We start from the raw sequence: 21,892 nt of genomic DNA, 5'->3' as shown, positions 1-21,892 counted from the left end.
GACAGGACCATGAGCCAGACATCACCCCGCCCACGCCACGCTGACGCACCGGGATGGACGGCCGCCGACCTCGAAAAACTGTCCGGCGGCATCTGGCATCATCGTCCGGATGCGGACTGGCGTGCCGACGACATTGCCCTTTTTCACGACAAGGCGCACGCCACCCGCCCCTGCCTGTTTATTGCCATGGATACCGATACCTGGCTCAAGGGCTCCGGCAATACCGGGATTTACGCGACCTGGACCGATACCCATCTGTCACTTTCCCGTCACGCCTCCCGCTACTGTGGGGCGATCGTCCAGCGACGCCTTGAGGATCTGCCTCCCGACTTCCCCCAACTGGTGGTGGGCAACAGCTATCAGGCGCTGCAGAGGCTGGCGGAAGCGGCCCGGCGACGGCTGGACGGCAAAGTGGTGGCGATCACCGGTACGGTTGGGAAAACCACGACCAAAGCGATGCTGGACAGCATTCTTGCTCCCCGCATGTCGGTGGTGGCGAGCCGCGGCAACCACAACACCCGTACAGGGGCATTGGTCACGCTGGCCCGTACCGCCTGCAACCCGCAGTCAGTGGTAATGGAGGTGGCAATCTCGGCCCTGTGGATGCGCAACGGCGGGATCGGCCCACGTATCAAGCCGCATATCGTCATCGTGACCGAAGTCGGCATCACCCAGGTGGGGAAAAACGTCACCTCTCTCGAGGATGTAGCGCGCTTTAAAGCCCGCATCAGCCAGGGTCTGATTCCGGGCGGCTACGCCATTCTAAACCGCGACATGGCCCTGTATGACCGCGTGGCAGAGAGCGTCCTCCGGGACGGCGCCCGCATCATCAGCTACGGTTTCGACGCTGCCGCCGACGTGCCCATCACGGCGTTCACCCCGGACGCGTACGGGAGCCAGATTACCCTTCTCTTCCGCAACCAGCCCCTGCGTTACCGGCTGGCGGTGCCCGATAAGGGTGGCGCGCTTAACTCGGTGGCGGCGCTGATCGCCGCCGATCTGCTGGGCGTCAGCCCGGAGCAGAGCATCACCAGCCTGGAGGCCTGGCGCGGCGACGGCCAACATATGGGCATTACCGCGCTGCCGCTGCCGGACGGTGGTGCCGTTACCCTGATTGACGACAGCTACAACGCCGAATACCTGTCGATGCTCAACGCCTTTGAGGTGGCGGCGCAGCGTGCCCGCGACGGCGGTGGCCGGGTCATTGCCCTGCTGGGGCGGATTGTCAACCTCGGCGAGCAGTCCGGGGCGATCCACCGCGCGCTGGCAGAGCCCCTGCTGGCGGCGGACTGCCAGCAGGCATTTTTGCACGGCGAGGAGATGGCGACCCTGCACGATGCCCTGCCGGACGGCGTTCGCGGCGGTCACTTCCTTACCGCTGAAGCACTGGTGGAGGCCGTAACCCCGACGTTGCGCGACGGCGATATCGTGCTGGTCAAAGGCAGCGCGCGCAATTCCGACTTTAAGCGGGTCGCCGGCCTGCTGAAAGCCCGTTTCGCGGCCCCGCCTGCGCTCGGGAAAGGGCAAACCGCACGCCTGTTGATCAACCTCACCACCGGCGATCAGCGGGTATCTCAGCTGAGCGGCAGCACCTTTGCGCCGACGTATCTCAGCCAGCTGCTACTGACCTGCTGCATTGCGGATCGTCTGCTGGCAAAAAAAATCACACTCGATACCCCGGTAAAGGTGCGCGACATTGCCGCCGCCATCCTGGAGGGCAACCCGGCGCTCGGCCTGCCCCGGGGCAGCGCGGCAACGGTAAAATCGCTGGTGCAGGGGATGCTGATCCATACCGCCTGCGATGCCGCTATTCACCTCGCGGAGTTGCTGGCGGGCAGCAGCGCAGAGGCGCTGAAACAGCTCCGGGCGCTGAGCGCCACACTGGGCATGCATCACACCCATCTCAATAACGTCTCCGGCCGCCCGCGCCCCGGCCAGCGCACCACGCTGGCCGATATTGCCCGGCTGATGCGCCATTTCCACCAGCGCTACCCGCACCTGTTGCCGTGGCTGGGGGAGTATGAGGCGGCGATCGGCGAGCGGGTGTACCGTAAAACCGGCAACCTGCACAGTAACGGCAGCGCCTGGGGGCAGTTCTGTGCCGGGCGCTGGGGCGTTGCGCTGCAGTGGGTAGCGGGTGAGCTGTGGCTGGCCTGCGCCGCCGGAGCAAATGACGCCTTCCATCTCGACTATCTGCTGGATGAACTGCTGGCCCGGGCCGAAGGCCGACCGCCCGCACCGGCGTCAGTCGTCCGGCAGATCGAAAAGCCAGCCGCCACCCTCACCCTGCTGGGGGACACCTATTTTGGCGAGTGGTACACCCGCCGCCGGCAGGCGCGCGGGATTGATGACGCCCTCCAGCGCCACGGGTATGACCACAGCTTTGCGGCGATCGCTCCGCTGCTGCGCGGGAGTGACTTTACCCTCGCCAACTTCGAAGCGGCCCTGACCACCGACCTGAGCGCCAGCCTGGAGGGCCGCAAACCCTTCTGTCTGATCGGAGATCCGACCGCCTCGGTTGCCGCCCTGCGCAAACAGGGCATCGACGCGGTAGCGCTGGGTAACAATCACGCCATGGATGCCGGGTTGCCGGGTCTGCACAGCACCCTGGCGGCGTTTCGTGATGGCGGGATCGCCTGCATCGGGGCCGGGCTCAATGCTCAGCAGGCGTATGCCCCGCTGGTGCTGACGGTGGGTGGCAGGCAGTACAAGATTTTCAGCGCCTACTGGTATCGCCGCTATATGGAGCAGGAGTGCGCCTTCTACGCCCGGCCGCGCCGCGCGGGCGTCGCCTGCCTGAGCGGCGGGCTCATCGAACAGCTGCGACAGGAGAAAGCCAGCGCCCGTCCGGCCACCACCATCGTGCTCGCCCACTGGGGGCTGGACTACCGCTGGACCACCGCCGGACAGCGGGCACAGGCGAAGCGCCTGAGCGAGGCCGGGGCCGATCTCATCATTGGTTCCGGGCCGCATATGGCGGGCGATGCCGCCCGACTGGACGAGAGCCTGGTGGTCTACAGCATTGGCAACGCCGTGTTTAACAGCAACGGCGAATACCGGGAGCGTGGCATGCCCGCATACGGGTTTATCGTCCGCCTGCTGCTCGGTCATTCGATACCGCAGATCCAGCTTCTGCCAATTTTTACCGACAATAAACGGACCTTCTGGCAGCCGCGCCCGGTTAACGAGGCTGAGTTTGCCGATCTGATCGCCCAGCTGAAATTGCAGGGAATGGCAATTGGCGAGCATGGCGCGGCCTGGCATGCCGTCAACGTGGACGGCGAATATATGCTCACTATGACCCTGGACAGCCGCTTCGGTCTCATGACTTCAGATGAGGGGCCCGCCATGAATACTAAAAAATTATGAGGCGTGAATGTTGAGGGCGAATACATACTGACCATAACGCCGCTGTGATACAGGGTCAGGACACATTGATGAGCGTGCCACTGCAAAACATACCCCGCTGCGGGCTTATGCTGTTCATGCTACTCCTGGGGCTCAGCGGATGCTCTTCCGGGGACAATACCGCCAGCCGGGGACGACCGGTGCAAAAATACTACCGCCCCGCGTACATTCCGCCCCCGGTGATGCCCGTGCAGCGCGCGCCGGAACCCTGGAGCGTAGCGCCAGAGGAGGCGCCGCCGGTGAAAACGAAAAAACGCCCGCCGACCAAAGCCGCAGAACAACGTCAGCCCAGAGCGATGCCGGTGCTGGATAATTCGTTGCCCGAGCAGATCTGGCAACCGGCGACAAGCCGTCAGACGAGTCTGGAGCTGAAATCATGACCGAACGCGCCATCGGTGAACTGAGCAGCCAGCCTGATATCAGGCGCCCGACCCTGCCTCTCTGGCAAAACGGTCTGGTGATTATCATCACCCTCACCTACCTCATCTGCGAACTGGCATTTAACTCGCGCCTGCTCGATCTGGTGGGAAGTCTCTCTACCCCCGAAGACATCCACAGTATGGAACGCTATGGCCGGGCGTTAACCGCCATTGCCGCGGCCCTGCTGGTGCTCCAGCTGGTGCTGGCAGGCAACGTCCGGCTGAAAAAACGCGGCATCGATTTTCCCCCGCTGTACGTGGCAAGCATGGTGTTTTCACTCTGCCTGCTCACCGGCGTGGTGACCTGGCAGACAGTGGAACGCGTGATTGAAAAGCAGGTCGCGCAAAGTACCGGCGAATTTCGTCAGAAATCGCTGCTGGCACAGCTCTACCAGCAATCCTTGATTGACGGGCACCAGACGCTGGAGGGGATCCCGCTGGATGAAGACGGCGGGCAGCGCCAGATGTGGACCAGCCCCTCGGGGAAAGCGTTTCTGGCGATGCTGCCGCTGCTGATGAGCTCGGTCAGCCGCTATCACCCGCTGCTGGAAAGCGAGACGGCGCAGAATCTGCGCGACAGCATCAGCGTCCAGGAGGGAGGGATCCTCGGCTATTACAAAGCCTGGCTGGCGGCGCGTGCGGACATTTATAAGGACTATCTCGACTATTCCAGCGTGACGCAGAAAAACGTGCGTTATCACGAGGCGATGATCCCTGCCCGACTCGACTGGGAGGCGTTTTTCATGCTGGACGTGGTGCAGAGCAGGCTGCGTGAAACGCTGGCGCTTCCTCCTCAGAGCCGGGTTCGCTCTGAATACCCCAAAGATGATGCCCTTAAGCAGTTTGCCCTTGAGCTGCAAGCCCCTCATCTTGATTACGCTATGCAACAGCAGCTCCCCCACCTGCAGGCCGCGCTGGCCAGCTATGGCCCGGGCGGTGCGAATGAAAAAGCGGGAGAGGATGCGGCGCGGGCGGTGATTGTTCCGCCGATTGCGCTGATGTTCTCACTGCTCGGCGCGCTTACCCATCTGGCAAAACTGCTCTATCTGCTGCTGCTCCCCCTGAGTGCGGCCCTGCTGTATATCACCTCGTGGCGTCCGGTTCGCCTGCTCAACCGACATGCGCTACTCTTTCCGGTGCTGCTGATTTGCCTGCTGCTGGGGATGTTCAGCCTGATGAATAACAGCATCACGGCCTCTCCGGCCTATCATGCCTTGCGTCATGGATTACAGGGGGCGGACGTGGCGATTACCGGGGCGTCCTCGTCGCTGAGCGGCGGCACGCTGCTGCGGGTCATTCATGCGGTCAGCATCGGGCAAAGTTACAGCTATCCGTTAAACCACGCCCTACGCCAGAATCTGTTAATGGACTTTGATTTTGGCTACGAAACGCGTGATAAGTAAGGTCTTTTCCAGGACAATAAACGGGCCTGTTTTTTGCTGGTTTTTCAAGCGTGAAGTAGTGATAGCCGTTAAGATATATTCAGTGCTACATTACGCCGCCACGCGGCGACACGCACTATCAGACCAGTCGACCTTTACGGTAACGGCCTGGAACCATTAGTATTAATACGGGTCATAAAAACAGTACGGCGTATCGCCTGTCTGGCGCTACTTCCACACTCTTCAAAAAGGTCGTTTTATCTTGTCTCAATGCAAATTCACACTCGCCCTCTTGCATCCCCGTTACTGGTTTACGTGGTTTGGTCTGGGCGTCCTGTGGCTGCTCGTACAACTCCCCTACCCGGCGCTGCTCTGGTTGGGCTCCACCCTCGGTAGCCTCTCGCGTCGTTTTCTCAAACGCCGGGAATCTATCGGCCGCAGAAATCTCGAGCTCTGTTTTCCGGCTTTATCGCCCGAAGAGCGTGAGCGTCTGATTACTGAGAATTTTAAATCTATCGGCATGGCGTTACTGGAAACCGGAATGGCCTGGTTCTGGCCGGACCATCGGGTACGTAAGTGGTTCGATGTGGAAGGTCTGGAAAATTTACAGCGCGCACAGGCCAAACAGCGCGGCGTGATGGTGATTGGCGTGCACTTTATGTCGCTGGAGCTGGGCGGTCGCGTGATGGGGTTATGCCAGCCGATGATGGCCACCTATCGACCGCACAACAGCCTGCTAATGGAGTGGGTGCAGACCCGCGGCCGTATGCGCTCCAATAAAGCGATGATCAGCCGGAATAATTTACGCGGGCTGGTTGGCGCCCTGAAAAAAGGGGAAGCGGTGTGGTTTGCCCCCGATCAGGATTATGGCCGCAATGGCAGCAGCTTCGCCCCGTTCTTCGCGGTAAAAGAGGTCGCCACCACCAACGGCACATTCGTGATATCACGCCTGTCTAAATCGGTAATGCTGACCGTGACGATGGTAAGAAAAAACGATAGCAGCGGCTATCGCCTGTTTATTATGCCGGAACTGGAAAATTACCCTGAGGAAGAGGTGGCCGCCGCGGCGTATATCAACCAGGTGATCGAGAAAGAGATCATGCGTGCACCTGAACAGTATTTATGGGTGCATCGCCGCTTCAAAACTCGCCCTGAAGGCGAACCGTCCCTCTACCGGTAACCCTCTGCTAAAGGTTAGTTTCGCCTTGAAACTAGCCTTTTCAATAACCTGTAATCACCCTGATTTATCGTTAGCACGCTATGTTGCTCAAGGGCAATTTATTACCCTGGGAAATTAAACTGTCGCCGTTCCACGACACTCGTAAGTCGCGGAAAGTATTTAAAAAATCCCCTCTTGTCACCCCTGAAATTTAAGCGTACATTAGCGCCGTCTGGCTACCTGAAAGCACAGAATTCTGAGCTGGAGTCGATGTCAAAACGGGGATAATTCTCATTTCCGCTCTGGCCTGACTTCACCTCTCTATACTCAGTTGGACTCTGAATTTAATGCGTATCACGATATACGCGGAGCGATGAACGTGAAATATTTCTTTATGGGTTTTTCAGTTATTGTGTTCGCCTGGGTCGGCACCTTTGCCCTGATGATGAACTGAGCAAAGAAAATGCAAAAAAAACAGGCGCTATTGGCGCCTGTTTTTTTATGCTTATTGACTGGCTTACTCAGACGCGGATTTTGTCCCCTGCGGCAACAGCCCGTCGGCCCGGAACATACTCTTGATCCCCCTCACCGCCTGGCGAATACGGTCGCTGTTCTCAATCAGCGCGAAACGCACGTGCGTATCACCATATTCGCCAAAGCCCACCCCCGGTGAGACGCAGACTTTCGCGTCCTGCAGCAGTTTCTTGGCGAACTCCAGCGAGCCCATCCCCGCATAGGCGTCCGGGATTTTTGCCCAGACGTACATGGAGGCTTTCGGCATCTCAACCATCCAGCCCGCCTCATGCAGCCCTTTGACCAGCACATCGCGACGGCGTTTGTACTGTGCGGCGATATCCTTCACGCACTGCTGATCTCCTTCCAGGGCAGCAATGGCCGCCACCTGCAGCGGCGTAAAGGTGCCGTAGTCGTGGTAGCTCTTGATGCGCGCCAGGGCATTTACCAGCGTCTTGTTGCCGACCATAAAGCCGATGCGCCAGCCCGCCATGTTGTAGCTTTTCGACAGGGTGAAGAACTCCACCGCCACGTCGCGCGCGCCGGGAACCTGCATAATCGACGGGGCTTTCCAGCCGTCATAGACGATATCGGCGTAGGCCAGATCATGTACCACCAGCACGTCGTAGCGCTTCGCCAGGGCCACCACCTTCTCAAAGAAATCGAGTTCGACACACTGGGCGGTCGGGTTGGAGGGGAAGCCGAGGATCATCATCTTCGGCTTCGGATAGCTTTCGCGGATAGCGCGCTCCAGCTCGTTGAAAAAGTCGACGCCTTCCACCAGCGGCACAGAGCGTACCTGCGCCCCGGCGATGACCGCGCCGTAAATATGAATTGGGTAGCTGGGGTTCGGCACCAGCACCGTGTCGCCATGATCCAGCGTGGCCAGCATCAGATGCGCTAGCCCCTCTTTCGAACCGATGGTGACGATGGCTTCACTCTCGGGATCGATCTCAACCTGATAGCGGTCCTGATACCAGCGCGAGATGGCGCGGCGTAAACGGGGGATCCCTTTGGAGGTGGAGTAGCCATGCGTATCCGGGCGCTGGGCGACCGTGCAGAGTTTTTCCACGATATGTGGCGGCGTAGCGCCGTCCGGGTTGCCCATACTGAAATCAATAATGTCTTCGCCGCGCCGACGCGCAGCCATTTTCAGTTCAGCGGTAATATTAAAAACATACGGGGGGAGACGATCGATACGCGAAAAACGGCGTTCAGGACTGGAATCAGCCATAGATACCTCAGATAACGTTAGCGCCCGGACCGTCCGAGCGACGTCGCCACGATGTGTGGCGTGCTTAGAAAATAACCCGAAAAAATTCGGCTTGTCGAGAGGGGAAAAATAAAAAAAGACGTAGCGCTAAAACGGGAACTCTGCTGCGACTAAAATGGGAAGTAAAAATGAATAGCGGCATTTCTGATGCCATTTTATTAACACTTTAATATCAATAGATTTACGACTTTCGGGTGGGTTTTCTCGTAAGCGCACCTGGCAGGTCAACCTGACACTATCCCCTTTGAAAAGTGCGCCTTCTCCCCATTTGATAAAACTGACGGATAACTGGTCATTGGGCGTCAGGTTTTTTATCATGGTTGTTTCCCGTTTGCCCAGGTCATCCCGTGCACGAAATATTCGATATGCTGCTGGCGGTCTTCGATCGCGCGGCATTAATGCTGATTTGCCTGTTCTTCCTGATCCGTATCCGCCTGTTCCGCGAGCTGCTGCATAAATCGGCCCACTCGCCGCGCGAGCTGCTGGCCGTGACCGCCATTTTCTCAATGTTTGCCCTGTTCAGCACCTGGTCCGGGGTGCCAGTGGAGGGCTCCCTGGTCAACGTGCGCGTAATTGCCGTGATGTCCGGCGGGATCCTGTTTGGCCCCTGGGTCGGGATCATCACCGGCGTCATCGCCGGGACCCACCGTTACCTGATCGATATCGGCGGCGTGACGGCGATCCCCTGCCTGATCACCAGCATCATCGCGGGCGTGCTGTCGGGCTGGATCAACCGTAAGGTTCCCAAAAAGCAGCACTGGCGGGCGGGCATTATCGCCGGGATGATCTGCGAAACTCTCACCATGATCCTGGTGGTGGCCTGGGCACCGACCATTGAGCTTGGGCTGGATATAGTGTCGAAAATCGGCATCCCGATGATCCTCGGCAGCGTCTGCGTGGGCTTTATCGTGCTGCTGGTACAGAGCGTGGAGGGCGAAAAAGAGGCCAGCGCCGCCCGTCAGGCCAAGCTGGCGCTGGATATTGCCAATAAAACCCTGCCGCTGTTTCGCGATATTAATGTCGAATCCCTGCGTCAGGTGTGCGACATCATCCGCACCGACATTCACGCCGATGCGGTGGCCATAACCAATATTAATCGGGTGCTGGCCTACGTGGGCGTGGGGGAGCATAACTACCGGGATAATGACGATACCGTCAGCCCCACCACCCGCCAGGCCATCAGCGATGGCAAAATTATCATCAAGAATAACGACGAAGCTCACCGCACCCCGGAGATCCACTCCATGCTGGTGATCCCGCTGTGGGAAAAAGGGGTCGTCACCGGCACGCTAAAAATTTACTACTGCCACGCGCACCAGATTACCTCCTCCCTGCAGGAGATGGCGGTCGGGCTGTCGCAGATTATCTCCACCCAGCTGGAGGTGTCCCGTGCCGAGCAGCTGCGGGAGATGGCCAACAAAGCCGAGCTGCGCGCGCTGCAGAGTAAAATCAATCCCCATTTCCTGTTCAATGCCCTGAATGCCATCTCCTCGTCAATCCGCCTCAATCCGGACACCGCCCGGCAGCTGATCTTCAATCTGTCGCGCTATTTGCGCTACAACATTGAGCTGAAGGATGATGAGCAGATCGACATCAAAAAAGAGCTCTACCAGATTAAGGATTACATCGCCATTGAGCAGGCGCGCTTTGGCGATAAGCTCACCGTCATCTATGACATTGATGAAGAGGTGAACTGCGTCATCCCGAGCCTGCTGATCCAGCCGCTGGTGGAGAATGCCATTGTTCACGGCATTCAGCCGCGCAAGGGCAAAGGCGTGGTGACGATAAGCGTGGCGGAGTGCGGTAACCGCGTGCGGGTGGCGGTACGCGACACCGGCCACGGTATCGATCCCCAGGTGATTGAGCGGGTGGAGTCAAACGAGATGCCAGGTAATAAAATTGGTCTGCTGAATGTTCATCACCGCGTTAAGCTGCTTTATGGTGAAGGGCTGCACATTCGCCGCCTTGAACCGGGCACCGAGATCGCTTTTTATGTGCCCAATGAACGGTCCCCCGTTCATGCGCAGACGTTGTTATCGCCCTGGAGAGAGTGACCCATGAAAGTCATCATTGTGGAAGATGAAATACTCGCGCAACAGGAGCTGAGCTGGCTTATCAAAGAACATAGCCAGATGGAGATCGTCGGCACCTTTGAGGACGGGCTGGACGTGCTGAAATACCTTCAGCACAACAGGGTCGACGCCATTTTTCTGGATATCAATATTCCGTCGCTGGACGGCGTGCTGCTGGCGCAAAACATCAGTCAGTTTGCCAGCAAGCCCTTTATCGTCTTTGTCACCGCGTGGAAAGAGCATGCGGTGGAGGCCTTCGAGCTGGAAGCCTTCGACTATATTCTCAAGCCTTACCAGGAGTCGCGGATCGTCAGCATGCTGCAAAAGCTTGAGCAAGCCTGGCAGCAGCAATCCGGCGCGGGACAGGTCGCCGCCTCGCCGGTCACGCGCGAAAATGACACCATCAATTTGATCAAGGATGAACGCATCATCGTGACGCCGGTGGACGATATCTACTACGCCGAAGCGCATGAGAAGATGACCTTTGTCTATACCCGTCGCGAGTCGTTTGTGATGCCGATGAACATCACCGAATTCTGCGGCAAGCTGCCGACCAGCCATTTTTTCCGCTGCCACCGCTCATTTTGCGTCAACCTGCATAAGATCCGCGAGATCGAGCCCTGGTTTAACAACACCTACATTTTGCGGCTGAAGGATCTGGATTTTCAGGTGCCGGTAAGTCGCAGCAAGGTGAAAGAGTTTCGCCAGCTGATGCACCTGTGAGGATGGTCCCCGGCGAACGGACGTTCACCGGGGAGGAAGGATTACAGCACCTGTCCCAAAGTCTGACGCAGATGCGCGCCCGCGCCCAGCAGGCCCGGGTTGTCATGGACAATCAGGTATACCGGGATATCGCGGACGTATTCGCGGAAGCGGCCCTTGTCTTCAAAGCCGCCGCGGAAACCGGAGGATTTAAAGAAGTCGAGGAAGCGCGGCACAATGCCGCCCGCGATATAAACCCCGCCAAAGGTGCTCAGATTCAGCGCCAGGTTGCCGCCAAACCGTCCCATGATCACGCAGAACAGCGACAGCGCGCGACGACAGTCGGTGCAGCTGTCTTCCAGCGCACGTTCGGTCACGTCTTTCGGCTTCAGGTTTTCCGGCAGTCGCCCGTCGGACTTCACGATCGCCCGGTAGAGATTCACCAGGCCCGGACCGGAGAGCACGCGTTCCGCCGACACGTGGCCCAGTTCTGCTCGCAGCTCTTCGAGGATAATGCCCTCTTCTTCGCTGTTCGGCGCGAAATCGACGTGGCCACCTTCCCCTGGCAGGCTGATCCAGCGCTTGTCGACGTGCACCAGATGCGAGACGCCCAGCCCGGTGCCGGCGCCATAGACGGCGATCGGTTTACCTTCCACCGGCTGGGTGCCGCCGAACTGGATCAGATGCTCCGGCTTTAACATCGGGATCGCCATCGACACCGCGGTAAAGTCGTTAATAATTTCCAGATGCGCAAACCCAAGGTTCGCTTTCATCTCCGCCGTGGAAAACGCCCAGGTGTGGTTGGTCATCGCCACCCAGTCACCGGTAATTGGGCAGGCAATAGCGATACTGCCATCCTCCACGCTGACATCATGCTCGGTCAGATAGACACGAACCACCGCTTCAAGGCTGGGATAATCCAGCCCGGAATAGGTCCTGGCGCGGGAGATCTCCCCCGTACTGACGTCACATAACGCCAGACGCGCGTTAGTGCCTCCTACATCTCCTACCAAAGCATACTTTGTCATTCTTCTACTGCTCCGCTAAAGTCAAAATAACTCTTTGGCACACTCTAAATTCAAGGCCCGATAACAACAACGGCCTGAATAAAAGCACCCCAGGATAATCGATCTTCGTCACAGAATAACTTTACCGTTTCAGCACCATTTGCACTATTAGCATCAGTCTGAGCGTGCAAAGTAATGACCGCCATTTTTTACAAGGAAATCATCATGCTCCATCCGCGAGCCAGAACGATGCTGCTGTTGGCCCCTCCCGCGCTGATTATTGGCGTCGCCTCCAGCCTGATTCTGATTGTGATCATGAAAGTTGCCTCCGTATTACAGGCAGTACTTTGGACGTCATTACCTTCCGCAGTCGGCCTTAACGCGAGTTCTCCGACCTGGGTGGTGTTGACCCTGACCCTGACCGGCATCGCCGTGGGGCTGGTGATCCGCTACACCCCCGGTCATGCCGGGCCGGACCCGGCGACAGAGCCGCTGATTGGTGCCCCGGTGGATACGGCCGCCCTGCCCGGGCTGATTATCGCCCTGATTATTGGCCTGGCGGGGGGCGTCAGCCTCGGGCCAGAGCATCCGGTGATGGCGGTGAATATCGCCCTCGCCGTTGCCGTGGGATCGCGCGTGTTTCCCCGGGTCAACGCCCTGGACTGGACCATTCTCGCCTCGGCGGGCACCATTGGCGCGCTGTTCGGCACGCCCGTCGCGGCGGCGCTGATATTTTCCCAGACCCTGAGCGGCAACACCGAGATCCCCCTCTGGGATCGCCTGTTCGCCCCACTACTTTCCGCCGCCGCCGGTGCCCTGACCACCAGCCTCTTTTTCCATCCCCACTTCTCCTTGCCCATCGCCCATTACAGCCAGATGCAGTTGGCCGATATCTTTAGCGGGGCGATTGTTGTCGCCATCGCCATTGCGCTGGGGATGGTGGCGGTCTGGTGCCTGCCGCGCCTGCACCGGCTGATGCATCGCCTGAAGCACCCGGTACTTATCCTCGGGACAGGCGGGTTGATTCTAGGGATCCTCGGCGCTATTGGCGGCAATATCACGCTGTTTAAAGGACTGGATGAGATGCAGCAGATGGCATTCAGTCAGCTGTTCAGCGTTTCAGATTATCTGCTCTTTGCGCTGATCAAACTGGCGGCGCTGGTGGTGGCAGCGGCCTGTGGTTTTCGTGGTGGACGGATTTTCCCGGCGGTGTTTGTCGGTGCCGCGCTGGGGTTGATGCTGCATGAGCACGTCGAGGCGGTCCCGGCGGCGATTACCGTTTCCTGTTCGATTCTGGGGCTGGTGCTGGTTGTCACCCGGGATGCGTGGCTGAGCCTGTTTATGGCGGCAGTGGTGGTGCCAGACACCACCCTGCTGCCGCTCCTCTGTATCGTGATGCTGCCCGCCTGGCTGTTGCTGGCGGGCAGACCTATGCTGGCTGCCTCTAACGAGGATAAATAATCAGGCGCTTTTACGTGCTTCCAGCGCCTGGATGATGCCACTCAGCAGCGGTGGAACATCGGCTTTCGGCAGCATGACCTCAATCAGCGAAAGCCGTTCCGGGTGCGCCACTCTCTCCAGCACCTCTTCCAGCTGCACCGCCTCACTCACCCGCCAGCACTCGGCCTGACAGTTCAGGCTGAGGGCCTGCGGGATCTGCGTCCAGTTCCACAGCGCAATGTCGTTATAGCGCTGATTCGGGCCATGAATGGCGCGCTCAACCGTGTAGCCTTCGTTGTTCAGGACCATGATCACCGGGCACTGTTTGTCCCGCAGCATCGAGCCCAGTTCCTGGATAGTGAGCTGCGCCGCGCCGTCGCCGGTAATCGCAATCACGCGGCGATCCGGACAGGCCGTCTGCGCGCCATAGGCGGCGGCAAGGGTATAGCCAATCGAGCCCCAGATCGGCTGAACGATAAAATTCACCTCCTCAGGTAAACGCAGCGCGCCCGCGCCAAAGGCGGATGTTCCCTGGTCGGCGAGAATAATATCCCCCGGGCGAATAAAGTTTTGCAGCGTTTTCCAGAAGCTGTCCTGGCTCAGCGTCCCGGGGTGAACAGCATGCAGTTGCCGGGCCGGACGGGTTTCCGTAGTGGCGCTCGCGTACTGGTGGCACAGGCTGGAGAGGACCTCAATCGCCTGGGTCATCGGGATCCCGGTGTACCAGACATCCCCGATCCGCGAGGCGTGCGGCTGTACGTCGATCGTCTGCTGATGCGTGAGCTTGTGGGTGAACCCGGCGGTGAGCGTATCGGTAAAGCGCGTCCCCACGCAGATCACCGTATCGGCGCCTTCAATGGCCTCGTTGACCCCGGCGGCACTGGCAGAGCCGCTGTAGGTCCCCGCGAAGCCCGGTTTGCGCTCGTCAAAGATCCCTTTCCCCATCAGCAGGGTGGCGTGGGCCATCGGCGTCTGCTCCACCCAGCGCTGGAGCTGGCTTTTCAGGCCGTAGCGCAGGACGAGGAAATCGGCCAGCAGCGCAGTGCGCTCACTGGCCGCCAGTCTTTTTTCTGCCGCCTGGCGGAAGGCATCGAGGCGGAAACTGTCGCTTTCATAAAGACGATCAATGAGAGCGCTTACAGGCGGGGTGGCAGGTTTTTTTGCCACATCGGCCGGCAGCATGATGTAGCCCGGACGGCGCTCACGGAGCATTTCGGTCAACACCCGGTCGATTTCATAGCAGGCATTCTGTTCGGTAAGGTGTGCCTGGGCGACGGTCACGGGCTCACTCATTTTATAGAAGTGACGAAACTCGCCGTCACCCAGCGTATGGTGCAGCAGTTCCCCTCTTTTCTGCGAGGCGCTACCCGGCGCGCCCACGATATGCAGAACCGGAACATGCTCGGCGAAACTGCCCGCGATACCATTCATGGCGCTGAGCTCGCCCACCCCAAAGGTGGTCAACAGCGCGGCAAAACCCTTGCAGCGCGCGTAGCCATCGGCGGCGTAGGCCGCATTCAACTCGTTAGCACAACCCACCCAGCCAATATCCGGGCTGGCGATAACGTTATCGAGGAACTGTAAGTTGTAGTCGCCTGGCACGCCAAACAGATGATCGGCACCACAATCTGTAAGGCGGTCCAGCAGGTAATCGGCGACGGTGTAGGGGGTAAGCATGACTGTTATCCTTATAATGTTGACGTCACTTTGAGTATTGAAGAAGCGTGATAGCTGTCCAGGAATGGCGATATTCAGATCATGGAAACCATGCTTTACGTATTTTTGCGCGTTACTCTGTGTGCCTCAGTCGTGGTGTAAACGTATACACTGAAAGACTATCTGACGTAGAGGGAAAAACTTATGGTTTATCAGGCGGAGCAAAATCGTTATCAATCAATGTCGTATCAACGATGCGGGCAAAGCGGTCTTAAGCTGCCTGCCATCTCCCTCGGGCTGTGGCACAACTTCGGCGATGCAACGCTGATCGAAAACAGCCGTCAACTTTTACATCGTGCTTTCGATCTGGGGATTACCCATTTCGACCTTGCCAATAACTACGGTCCACCGCCGGGATCGGCGGAGCGTAACTTCGGCCGGATCCTGCAGGAAGATTTCGGCAATTTGCGTGATGAGTTGATCATCTCAAGCAAAGCGGGCTATACCATGTGGGAGGGGCCGTACGGCGACTGGGGGTCGCGTAAATACCTGATTGCCAGCCTCGATCAAAGCCTGAAACGCATGGGGCTGGAGTATGTCGATATCTTCTATCATCACCGCCCGGATCCGGAAACGCCGCTACGGGAGACCATGAAAGCGCTCGACCATCTGGTGCGTCAGGGCAAGGCACTGTACGTCGGACTGTCCAACTACCCGGCGGAGCTGGCCCAACAGGCCATCGACATCCTCGACGATCTGGGCACCCCCTGCCTTATTCACCAGCCAAAGTTTTCGATGCTGGAACGCGCCCCGGAAGAAGGATTACTGGATGTGCTTAAGCAGAAAGGGGTGGGATGCATTGCGTTTTCGCCGCTCGCCGGTGGCCAGCTTACCGACCGTTATCTGAACGGTATTCCGGCAGATTCCCGCGCCGCCAGCGGCAGCCGCTTCCTCAACCCGGATCAGGTCACCGACGAGAAGCTGGAGAAAGTGCGTCAGCTCAATGCCCTGGCCGAACGTCGTAACCAGAAATTATCGCAGATGGCGCTGGCCTGGGTGTTACATCACGAGGCCATCACCTCGGTGTTGATCGGCGCCAGCAAAACGGCGCAAATCGACGATGCGGTGGGGATGCTGGCGAATCGTCACTTCACCCCTGAGGAGCTGAGCGAAATAGAATCCATCCTGAGCAGCGTTATTTAAAAGCACTTTTAGCAAAAAGTGCTACGCCTTCTGAATTAGGAGTTAAAGCGATTATCCGGGGCTTTACCGCCCCTTAATATTGCGTTAACAAGCCGCTTACGGCTCCGATCGTGAAGGAGAATAATAATGTTCAGGTCCCTGATTCTGGCAGCAGTATTAATGGCTTCAGCCCCGCTGGTCGCTAATGCTGGCGAAATCACCCTGTTGCCATCCGTAAAATTACAAATTGGCGATCGCGATAATTACGGTAACTACTGGGACGGTGGCGGCTGGCGTGACCGCGGCTACTGGCATCGTAATTATGAATGGCGTGGCAAACGCTGGCACAAACATGACAACGGCTACCACCGTGGCTGGGATAAACGTAACGCCTATGAACGCGGCTACCGTGAAGGCTGGCGCGATCGTGATGACCATCGCGGCCGCAAAGGTCACGGTCATGGCGGACACGGTCATCGTCACTAATACGAAAAAGGCGCCTCACGGCGCCTTTTTTATAATCCCAACGCAGTGCCGATAAGCAGCCAAAGATTCAACGCCACCACCAGCACCACTATCGCCCACCCTGCCCGTTTCACCAGCACGCTGTTCACCAGATCGCCCATCAACGTCTTATTACTGGTGAACACCAGCAGCGGCACCAGCGCCAGCGCAATACCAAAGCTCAGCAGCACCTGGCTCATCACCAGAATGCGGGTCGGATCGAGCCCCATCAGGATCACAATAAAGGACGGCAGCATGGTGACGGCACGACGCACCCATAGCGGAATATGGAAGCGCACAAATCCCTGCATCACCACCTGTCCCGCCAGGGTACCGACCACCGTTGACGAAAGACCCGCTGCCACCAGGCTCAGGCCAAAAATGGTGGCCGCGGCGTGGCTGAGTAACGGTTCGAGGGTCAGATAGGCCTGATCCAGATCGGCCACACCGGTATGACCGTTAAAGTGGAATGCTGCCGCGGCGGTGGCCATCATCGCCAGGTTAACAAACCCGGCGATGGTCATGGCGATCGCCACATCCCATTTGGTTGCAGAATAACGCTCATGCCGCGACCCATCGTGCAGGTTCTGGGTCAGCGAGGAGTGCAGATAGATTACGTGCGGCATAATGGTGGCGCCCAGCACCCCGGCCGCCAGGAACACCGCTTCCGTGGTGGGCAGGCTCGGGATCGCCATCCCTTTGCCGAGCTGGACGACGTCAGGCTGGGAGAAGATCAGCTCAACGATATAGGCCGCCGCCACGAACAGCAGCAGGCCGCCAATCACTTTTTCGAGCGGTTTTTGCCCGCGGCGTTGCAGCATCAGGATCAGGAAGGTGGCAATACCGGTTAACACCGCCCCCTGAAGGAGCGATACGCCCAGGATCAGCTTAAAGCCGATTGCGGCACCGATAAACTCCGCAAGGTCGGTCGCCATGGCGATAATTTCGGCCTGCACCCAGTAAAACCAGACCAGCGGACGCGGATAGTGGTCGCGGATCTGCTCTGCGAGGTTTTTGCCGGTGGCGATGCCCAGTTTTGCCGACAGCACCTGGATCATCATCGCCATCAGGTTAGCCCACACCACCACCCACAGCAGTTTATAGCCGAAGCTGGCCCCGGCCTGAATGTTGGTCGCAAAGTTACCGGGATCGATGTAGCCAATAGCGGCAATAAACGCAGGTCCCATTAATGCAAACCGCATTTTGCGTGCTGCTTTGCCACTGCTACTCTCATCAATGCGACTGTTGGTCATTTTTGCCTCAGAAATATAGCCTTTGCTATGTTTAATGCTATCAAAATGCGAATGATTATCAAGTTCATTTAAAATGGTTATATTGATTACAGTGATAGCGAAGAACAATAAGCAGGCTGAAAACGTGGAAAGGCTGCCAAACGATAAATACACGCAACCTTTGTGAAGCGTAGCACACAAACTTAACTTTTAACTCATTTACACAACATAACAAAAACGTATCGTATGTCACTATTTTTGAGTCTCGTCACAGGACGTGACTATAGTGTGGCTTTGATCTCGTTTTCTTTACGCTTGTTTCATAGAATGTGCAGCGAAATTAAACCTGCCTCATATTTGGAGCAAATATGGACCGCGTCCTACATTTTGTCCTGGCACTTGTTGTCGTTGCCGTGCTTGCGTTGCTGGTCAGCAGCGATCGTAAAAAAATCCGCATTCGTTATGTTATTCAATTACTCGTTATTGAAGTTCTGCTCGCGTGGTTCTTCCTGAACTCCAACGTGGGTCTGGGTTTCGTAAAGGGCTTCTCCGAGATGTTCGAAAGCCTCCTCGGCTTTGCCAACGAAGGGACTAACTTCGTATTCGGTAAAATGAACGATGAAGGTCTGGCGTTCTTCTTCCTGAAGGTTCTGTGCCCTATCGTCTTCATCTCTGCCCTGATCGGTATTCTGCAGCACATTCGCATTCTGCCGATTGTGATCCGCGCTATCGGTACCGTGCTGTCTAAAGTGAACGGCATGGGCAAACTGGAATCTTTCAACGCCGTAAGCTCCCTGATCCTCGGTCAGTCTGAGAACTTTATCGCCTATAAAGATATCCTCGGCAAAATGTCCCGCAACCGCATGTACACCATGGCGGCTACCGCAATGTCTACCGTTTCCATGTCTATCGTGGGCGCGTATATGACCATGCTGGAGCCAAAATATGTGGTGGCTGCGCTGGTTCTGAACATGTTCAGCACCTTTATTGTTCTGTCGCTGATCAACCCGTACCGCGTGGATGAGAGTGAAGAGAACCTGCAGATGGCGAATCTGCACGAAGGTCAGAGCTTCTTCGAAATGCTGGGCGAGTACATTCTGGCAGGTTTCAAAGTGGCGGTTATCGTTGCTGCGATGCTGATCGGCTTTATCGCCCTGATCTCCGCGCTGAACGCCCTGTTTGCTGCTGTGCTGGGTATCTCCTTCCAGGGCATTCTGGGTTACATCTTCTACCCGGTCGCCTGGGTGATGGGTGTCCCGGCAAGCGAAGCGCTGCAGGTGGGCAGTATTATGGCAACCAAACTGGTTTCTAACGAATTCGTCGCCATGATGGATCTGCAAAAAATCGCCGGTTCCCTCTCCCCGCGCGCTGAAGGTATCCTCTCCGTATTCCTGGTCTCCTTCGCCAACTTCTCTTCTATCGGCATCATCGCGGGTGCGATTAAAGGCCTGAACGAAGAGCAGGGTAACGTGGTCTCCCGCTTCGGTCTGAAGCTGGTTTACGGCTCTACGCTGGTCAGCGTCCTGTCTGCGTCTATCGCTGCACTGGTCCTGTAATCAGCTCAAAAAAACCGGGGACTTATCCTCCCCGGTTTTTTTACGTCTGTTATTCACTGAGCGGTTGCGGTTTACCTATCAGATATCCCTGCAGGTAATCCACCCCCGAGGCGAGCAACATCTCACGCTGCTCTTCCGTTTCGACAAACTCCGCCACCACACACAGCGATCGGGTCTTCGCCAGATTGCAGATCGATTTCACAATCATCGCATCCATACTGTCGCTACAGATATCCTTCACGAAGCAGCCATCAATCTTAATGACGTCCGCCTGCAGGCGCTTGAGACGTTCGTAATTGGCGTAGCCGGTACCGAAGTCGTCGATGGCAAGTTTGAAGCCGTAATGACGCAGCTGCTGAATGTTGGCGATGCTGACTTCGGAATTCGAGAAGGCCTGCTCTTCGGTCACTTCGATGATCACCGTCTGCGGTTTCACCTGGTAGCGTTCAAACAGAGCAATGATCTCCGCCGCGATCTCTTTCTGCATCAGCGTCAAAGGCATCAGGTTCACCGAGAAACGCGCGCAGCGGTCTTCCGAGGGGTGATCCCGCAGCCACACCAGTACCGCTTCCACCACGCTGATATCGAAGCGCCGGCTCAGGTTAAATTGCGCCACCAGCGGCAGAAACTTATCGGGAGTCAGCAACTCGCCTTCACTCTCCAGCCGCGACAGGATTTCGTGGTAGCCCACCCCATCGCCCCGCTGGATCGGCTGGGCATAGAGACGTAAACCGCCCTCATCCAGGGCCCGTTTCACCCGGCTAAGCATCAGGACGCGCTCGGTCGTCTGCCCCGACACTGTCTCAAGGCTGTTATTCAGCGACAGGACCTGATGCGCCGAGCAGGACTTTTCCGCCAGCCAGCTGAGCTGCCCGAGCGTATGGTAGAGACTTTCGCCGCACTGGTATTCCACGCCTCCCCAGGCGGCGCCAAACTCAATGTCCAGCCCGGTGTTGTTCCAGTAGATTTTACGGCTGTTGAGGTGATCCACGATGTGCTGTAACCGCGCCCCGGTTTCCGGGCCGCTCAGCACCACCACCAGTTCGTTACCGGGGATCTGGAATACCTGTTCATTAGGCATCAGCAGCGGCTGCAGCTGGCGAATAATGGCGCGTTTACACTGGACGCGCATCATCAGGCCATAATGACGGCTCAGGAATTCCAGATTATCCATCCGCAAACAGCACAAGGTGGTGCCCTTGTTGTCCGTCAAAAAGGATTCCAGGGCGCGCAGGTTACGTAAACCGGTCAGCGGATCGATCAGCGCCCTCTCCTGCCAGCCGCGTTTGAGCCATTCGCTGCGCTGATAAATGCGTGACATGTAAGCCAGGCAGATAGCAAAGGAGATCAGGACCGATAGTACGAAGGCCAGCGAGTAGCCGTTCTGCACGCCCTGCAAAAAGTTACTGTTGTAGGTGAGCAACATCAGGGCACTCAGTGCCCAGCCAAGGACAATCAGCGGATAGCGAAAGCGGCTAATGCCAATTGTAAATAAAATGAAAATAACAGGTACCAGATAGCCGGCAATAATATCTGAAGTAAAGGGTAAACAGAGCAGAAGAAGGCCAGCAATAAGGCAAAGAAGTAATACAGATGTAAATAACTGGTTTCGGGATGAGAATGAATTATGTATATTTCTTCGCCAGAATGCGCGGGCATAATTAGGATTAATAACCATTCTTATCGGATAATAGAACAACATGGTGAAGATGATAACGGCGCAAACCAGGCTTTGAACATCGACCACATGATAAATTACCGAGCCGCGATCCGTGAAATTGGCGAGAGTAACGGGAAAATCACATAAATAGCCGGCCAGGAACATTGTCAGTTTTATTACCAGCGGCAGGACAAATCCCAACCACGTAATACGAGCCGCCATGAACCGACTGGGTACGTGGTAGCGCCAGCGCGGCCCCACCTGCCAGCGGAGCATGGCGCAGACTCCCAGCGTGCTGAACACCTGACAAAAGAGCAAGATAAGATCCTGCTTTGCCGACAGTTCCAGGTTCCATTCATTCAGTATGGCGAAGCTGATAATAATTGGCAGGACAGCCTGACGTCCGAATAATAATAGGATCGCCAGCATGACGCTCAGCGGCATCCATGCAAGATAAACCTCAAAGCCATCGATAACAGATTTCGGGGAAATAAGGCGGGAAAATGGCACGACAATCATGCATAACGCCAGAGCAAGCACGAAGCTTTTTCCGTTAAAATGACTTTTGCTTTTCATTAATTTTATTTAACTATTAACCTGGCGTTATTAAATTCATATTAATCATAGATTCTTTAAAACCCTGATACAACATTCCAGGCCAGGAAAAGTCATTACATTTAGTAAAGTTTTTACCGGAAAAAGCTATTTATTTGTCAATGCGGTGAAA

Annotated in this window: 17 protein-coding genes; 11 read left to right on the top strand and 6 right to left on the bottom strand. The window is 57.0% G+C overall.

Annotation, left to right across the window (positions count from 1 at the left end; genetic code table 11):
- The first annotated feature begins 9 nt into the window (after window positions 1-9).
- From LG383_RS03455 to ypdK, 5 genes are all read left to right on the top strand, one after another.
- The gene (locus LG383_RS03455; RefSeq protein ID WP_225758321.1) at window positions 10-3,369 is read left to right on the top strand and encodes a CapA family protein; all 3,360 of its coding nucleotides are present in this window, start codon (window positions 10-12) and stop codon (window positions 3,367-3,369) included.
- 68 nt (window positions 3,370-3,437) lie between these two features.
- Entirely contained in the window at window positions 3,438-3,788 is a 351-nt protein-coding gene (locus LG383_RS03450; RefSeq protein WP_225758320.1) for a hypothetical protein, read from the top strand.
- Window positions 3,785-5,230, top strand: a complete 1,446-nt coding sequence (locus LG383_RS03445) for a hypothetical protein (protein ID WP_225758319.1) — start codon at window positions 3,785-3,787, stop codon at window positions 5,228-5,230. The genes LG383_RS03450 and LG383_RS03445 overlap by 4 nt, the downstream gene beginning before the upstream one ends.
- Before the next feature lie 238 nt (window positions 5,231-5,468).
- Window positions 5,469-6,389, top strand: coding sequence for a kdo(2)-lipid IV(A) palmitoleoyltransferase (lpxP, locus tag LG383_RS03440; protein ID WP_225759502.1), 921 nt, complete (start codon window positions 5,469-5,471; stop codon window positions 6,387-6,389).
- A gap of 352 nt (window positions 6,390-6,741) precedes the next feature.
- Window positions 6,742-6,822, top strand: a complete 81-nt coding sequence (gene ypdK, locus LG383_RS22985; RefSeq protein ID WP_098946261.1) for a membrane protein YpdK — start codon at window positions 6,742-6,744, stop codon at window positions 6,820-6,822.
- 63 nt (window positions 6,823-6,885) lie between these two features.
- On the opposite strand, the gene alaC is transcribed toward ypdK, so the two are convergent.
- Together alaC and LG383_RS03425 are read right to left on the bottom strand one after the other, a co-directional pair.
- The gene (gene alaC / locus LG383_RS03430; protein WP_106994688.1) at window positions 6,886-8,115 is read right to left on the bottom strand and encodes an alanine transaminase; all 1,230 of its coding nucleotides are present in this window, start codon (window positions 8,113-8,115) and stop codon (window positions 6,886-6,888) included.
- Between the two features lie 126 nt (window positions 8,116-8,241).
- Entirely contained in the window at window positions 8,242-8,472 is a 231-nt protein-coding gene (locus LG383_RS03425; protein ID WP_225758318.1) for a hypothetical protein, read from the bottom strand.
- A 29-nt stretch (window positions 8,473-8,501) separates the two neighbouring features.
- On the opposite strand from LG383_RS03425, the gene LG383_RS03420 reads away from it, so the two are divergent.
- Window positions 8,502-10,208: a sensor histidine kinase gene (locus LG383_RS03420; RefSeq protein ID WP_166183240.1), complete on the top strand. Its 1,707-nt coding sequence runs from the start codon at window positions 8,502-8,504 to the stop codon at window positions 10,206-10,208.
- A gap of 3 nt (window positions 10,209-10,211) precedes the next feature.
- Window positions 10,212-10,949: a LytTR family DNA-binding domain-containing protein gene (locus tag LG383_RS03415; protein WP_106994686.1), complete on the top strand. Its 738-nt coding sequence runs from the start codon at window positions 10,212-10,214 to the stop codon at window positions 10,947-10,949.
- Window positions 10,950-10,990: 41 nt separating this feature from the next.
- Here the strand turns inward: LG383_RS03415 and glk are convergent, their stop codons facing one another.
- A complete protein-coding gene (gene glk, locus LG383_RS03410; protein WP_225758317.1) occupies window positions 10,991-11,956 on the bottom strand; it encodes a glucokinase in 966 nt (321 codons plus the stop codon).
- Between the two features lie 204 nt (window positions 11,957-12,160).
- Here glk and LG383_RS03405 point away from each other — a divergent pair, with 204 nt between their 5' ends.
- Window positions 12,161-13,396, top strand: coding sequence for an ion channel protein (locus LG383_RS03405; RefSeq protein ID WP_225758316.1), 1,236 nt, complete (start codon window positions 12,161-12,163; stop codon window positions 13,394-13,396).
- Here the strand turns inward: LG383_RS03405 and ipdC are convergent, their stop codons facing one another.
- Window positions 13,397-15,052 (bottom strand): indolepyruvate decarboxylase, encoded by a 1,656-nt coding sequence (gene ipdC, locus LG383_RS03400; RefSeq protein WP_106994683.1) that lies wholly within the window; start codon window positions 15,050-15,052, stop codon window positions 13,397-13,399.
- Window positions 15,053-15,235: 183 nt separating this feature from the next.
- Between ipdC and LG383_RS03395 the strand changes: the two genes are divergently transcribed.
- Together LG383_RS03395 and ypeC are read left to right on the top strand one after the other, a co-directional pair.
- Complete coding sequence (locus LG383_RS03395; protein ID WP_106994682.1) at window positions 15,236-16,234, top strand: aldo/keto reductase; 999 nt, start codon at window positions 15,236-15,238, stop codon at window positions 16,232-16,234.
- A 126-nt stretch (window positions 16,235-16,360) separates the two neighbouring features.
- Complete coding sequence (ypeC, locus tag LG383_RS03390) at window positions 16,361-16,699, top strand: DUF2502 domain-containing protein YpeC (RefSeq protein WP_106994681.1); 339 nt, start codon at window positions 16,361-16,363, stop codon at window positions 16,697-16,699.
- Window positions 16,700-16,728: 29 nt separating this feature from the next.
- Here the strand turns inward: ypeC and LG383_RS03385 are convergent, their stop codons facing one another.
- Window positions 16,729-17,970 carry an Nramp family divalent metal transporter gene (locus tag LG383_RS03385; RefSeq protein WP_106994735.1) on the bottom strand — a complete coding sequence of 414 codons (1,242 nt, stop codon included), beginning with the start codon at window positions 17,968-17,970 and terminating at the stop codon, window positions 16,729-16,731.
- A gap of 347 nt (window positions 17,971-18,317) precedes the next feature.
- On the opposite strand from LG383_RS03385, the gene LG383_RS03380 reads away from it, so the two are divergent.
- The gene (locus LG383_RS03380; protein ID WP_166183252.1) at window positions 18,318-19,505 is read left to right on the top strand and encodes a NupC/NupG family nucleoside CNT transporter; all 1,188 of its coding nucleotides are present in this window, start codon (window positions 18,318-18,320) and stop codon (window positions 19,503-19,505) included.
- A 49-nt stretch (window positions 19,506-19,554) separates the two neighbouring features.
- On the opposite strand, the gene LG383_RS03375 is transcribed toward LG383_RS03380, so the two are convergent.
- Window positions 19,555-21,741: an EAL domain-containing protein gene (locus LG383_RS03375; RefSeq protein WP_225758315.1), complete on the bottom strand. Its 2,187-nt coding sequence runs from the start codon at window positions 21,739-21,741 to the stop codon at window positions 19,555-19,557.
- Between the last annotated feature and the right edge of the window lie 151 nt (window positions 21,742-21,892).

The sequence above is a fragment of the Leclercia sp. Marseille-Q4284 genome (genome assembly GCF_916618945.1).
Taxonomy (GTDB): Bacteria; Pseudomonadota; Gammaproteobacteria; order Enterobacterales; family Enterobacteriaceae; genus Enterobacter; species Enterobacter tamurae.
Note: the sequence above shows the minus strand (reverse complement) of the source record. Positions and strands in the feature narration are given on the sequence as shown.

What these genes read in the sequence shown, in the direction of transcription:
- LG383_RS03455 (WP_225758321.1), top strand. Translation starts at nt 10, where the DNA reads ATGAGCCAGACATCACCCCGCCCACGCCACGCTGACGCACCGGGATGG.
- LG383_RS03450 (WP_225758320.1), top strand. Translation starts at nt 3,438, where the DNA reads ATGAGCGTGCCACTGCAAAACATACCCCGCTGCGGGCTTATGCTGTTC.
- LG383_RS03445 (WP_225758319.1), top strand. Translation starts at nt 3,785, where the DNA reads ATGACCGAACGCGCCATCGGTGAACTGAGCAGCCAGCCTGATATCAGG.
- ypdK (WP_098946261.1), top strand. Translation starts at nt 6,742, where the DNA reads ATGAACGTGAAATATTTCTTTATGGGTTTTTCAGTTATTGTGTTCGCC.
- alaC (WP_106994688.1), bottom strand. Translation starts at nt 8,115, where the DNA reads ATGGCTGATTCCAGTCCTGAACGCCGTTTTTCGCGTATCGATCGTCTC.
- LG383_RS03425 (WP_225758318.1), bottom strand. Translation starts at nt 8,472, where the DNA reads ATGATAAAAAACCTGACGCCCAATGACCAGTTATCCGTCAGTTTTATC.
- LG383_RS03415 (WP_106994686.1), top strand. Translation starts at nt 10,212, where the DNA reads ATGAAAGTCATCATTGTGGAAGATGAAATACTCGCGCAACAGGAGCTG.
- glk (WP_225758317.1), bottom strand. Translation starts at nt 11,956, where the DNA reads ATGACAAAGTATGCTTTGGTAGGAGATGTAGGAGGCACTAACGCGCGT.
- LG383_RS03405 (WP_225758316.1), top strand. Translation starts at nt 12,161, where the DNA reads ATGCTCCATCCGCGAGCCAGAACGATGCTGCTGTTGGCCCCTCCCGCG.
- ipdC (WP_106994683.1), bottom strand. Translation starts at nt 15,052, where the DNA reads ATGCTTACCCCCTACACCGTCGCCGATTACCTGCTGGACCGCCTTACA.
- LG383_RS03395 (WP_106994682.1), top strand. Translation starts at nt 15,236, where the DNA reads ATGGTTTATCAGGCGGAGCAAAATCGTTATCAATCAATGTCGTATCAA.
- ypeC (WP_106994681.1), top strand. Translation starts at nt 16,361, where the DNA reads ATGTTCAGGTCCCTGATTCTGGCAGCAGTATTAATGGCTTCAGCCCCG.
- LG383_RS03385 (WP_106994735.1), bottom strand. Translation starts at nt 17,970, where the DNA reads ATGACCAACAGTCGCATTGATGAGAGTAGCAGTGGCAAAGCAGCACGC.
- LG383_RS03380 (WP_166183252.1), top strand. Translation starts at nt 18,318, where the DNA reads ATGGACCGCGTCCTACATTTTGTCCTGGCACTTGTTGTCGTTGCCGTG.
- LG383_RS03375 (WP_225758315.1), bottom strand. Translation starts at nt 21,741, where the DNA reads ATGAAAAGCAAAAGTCATTTTAACGGAAAAAGCTTCGTGCTTGCTCTG.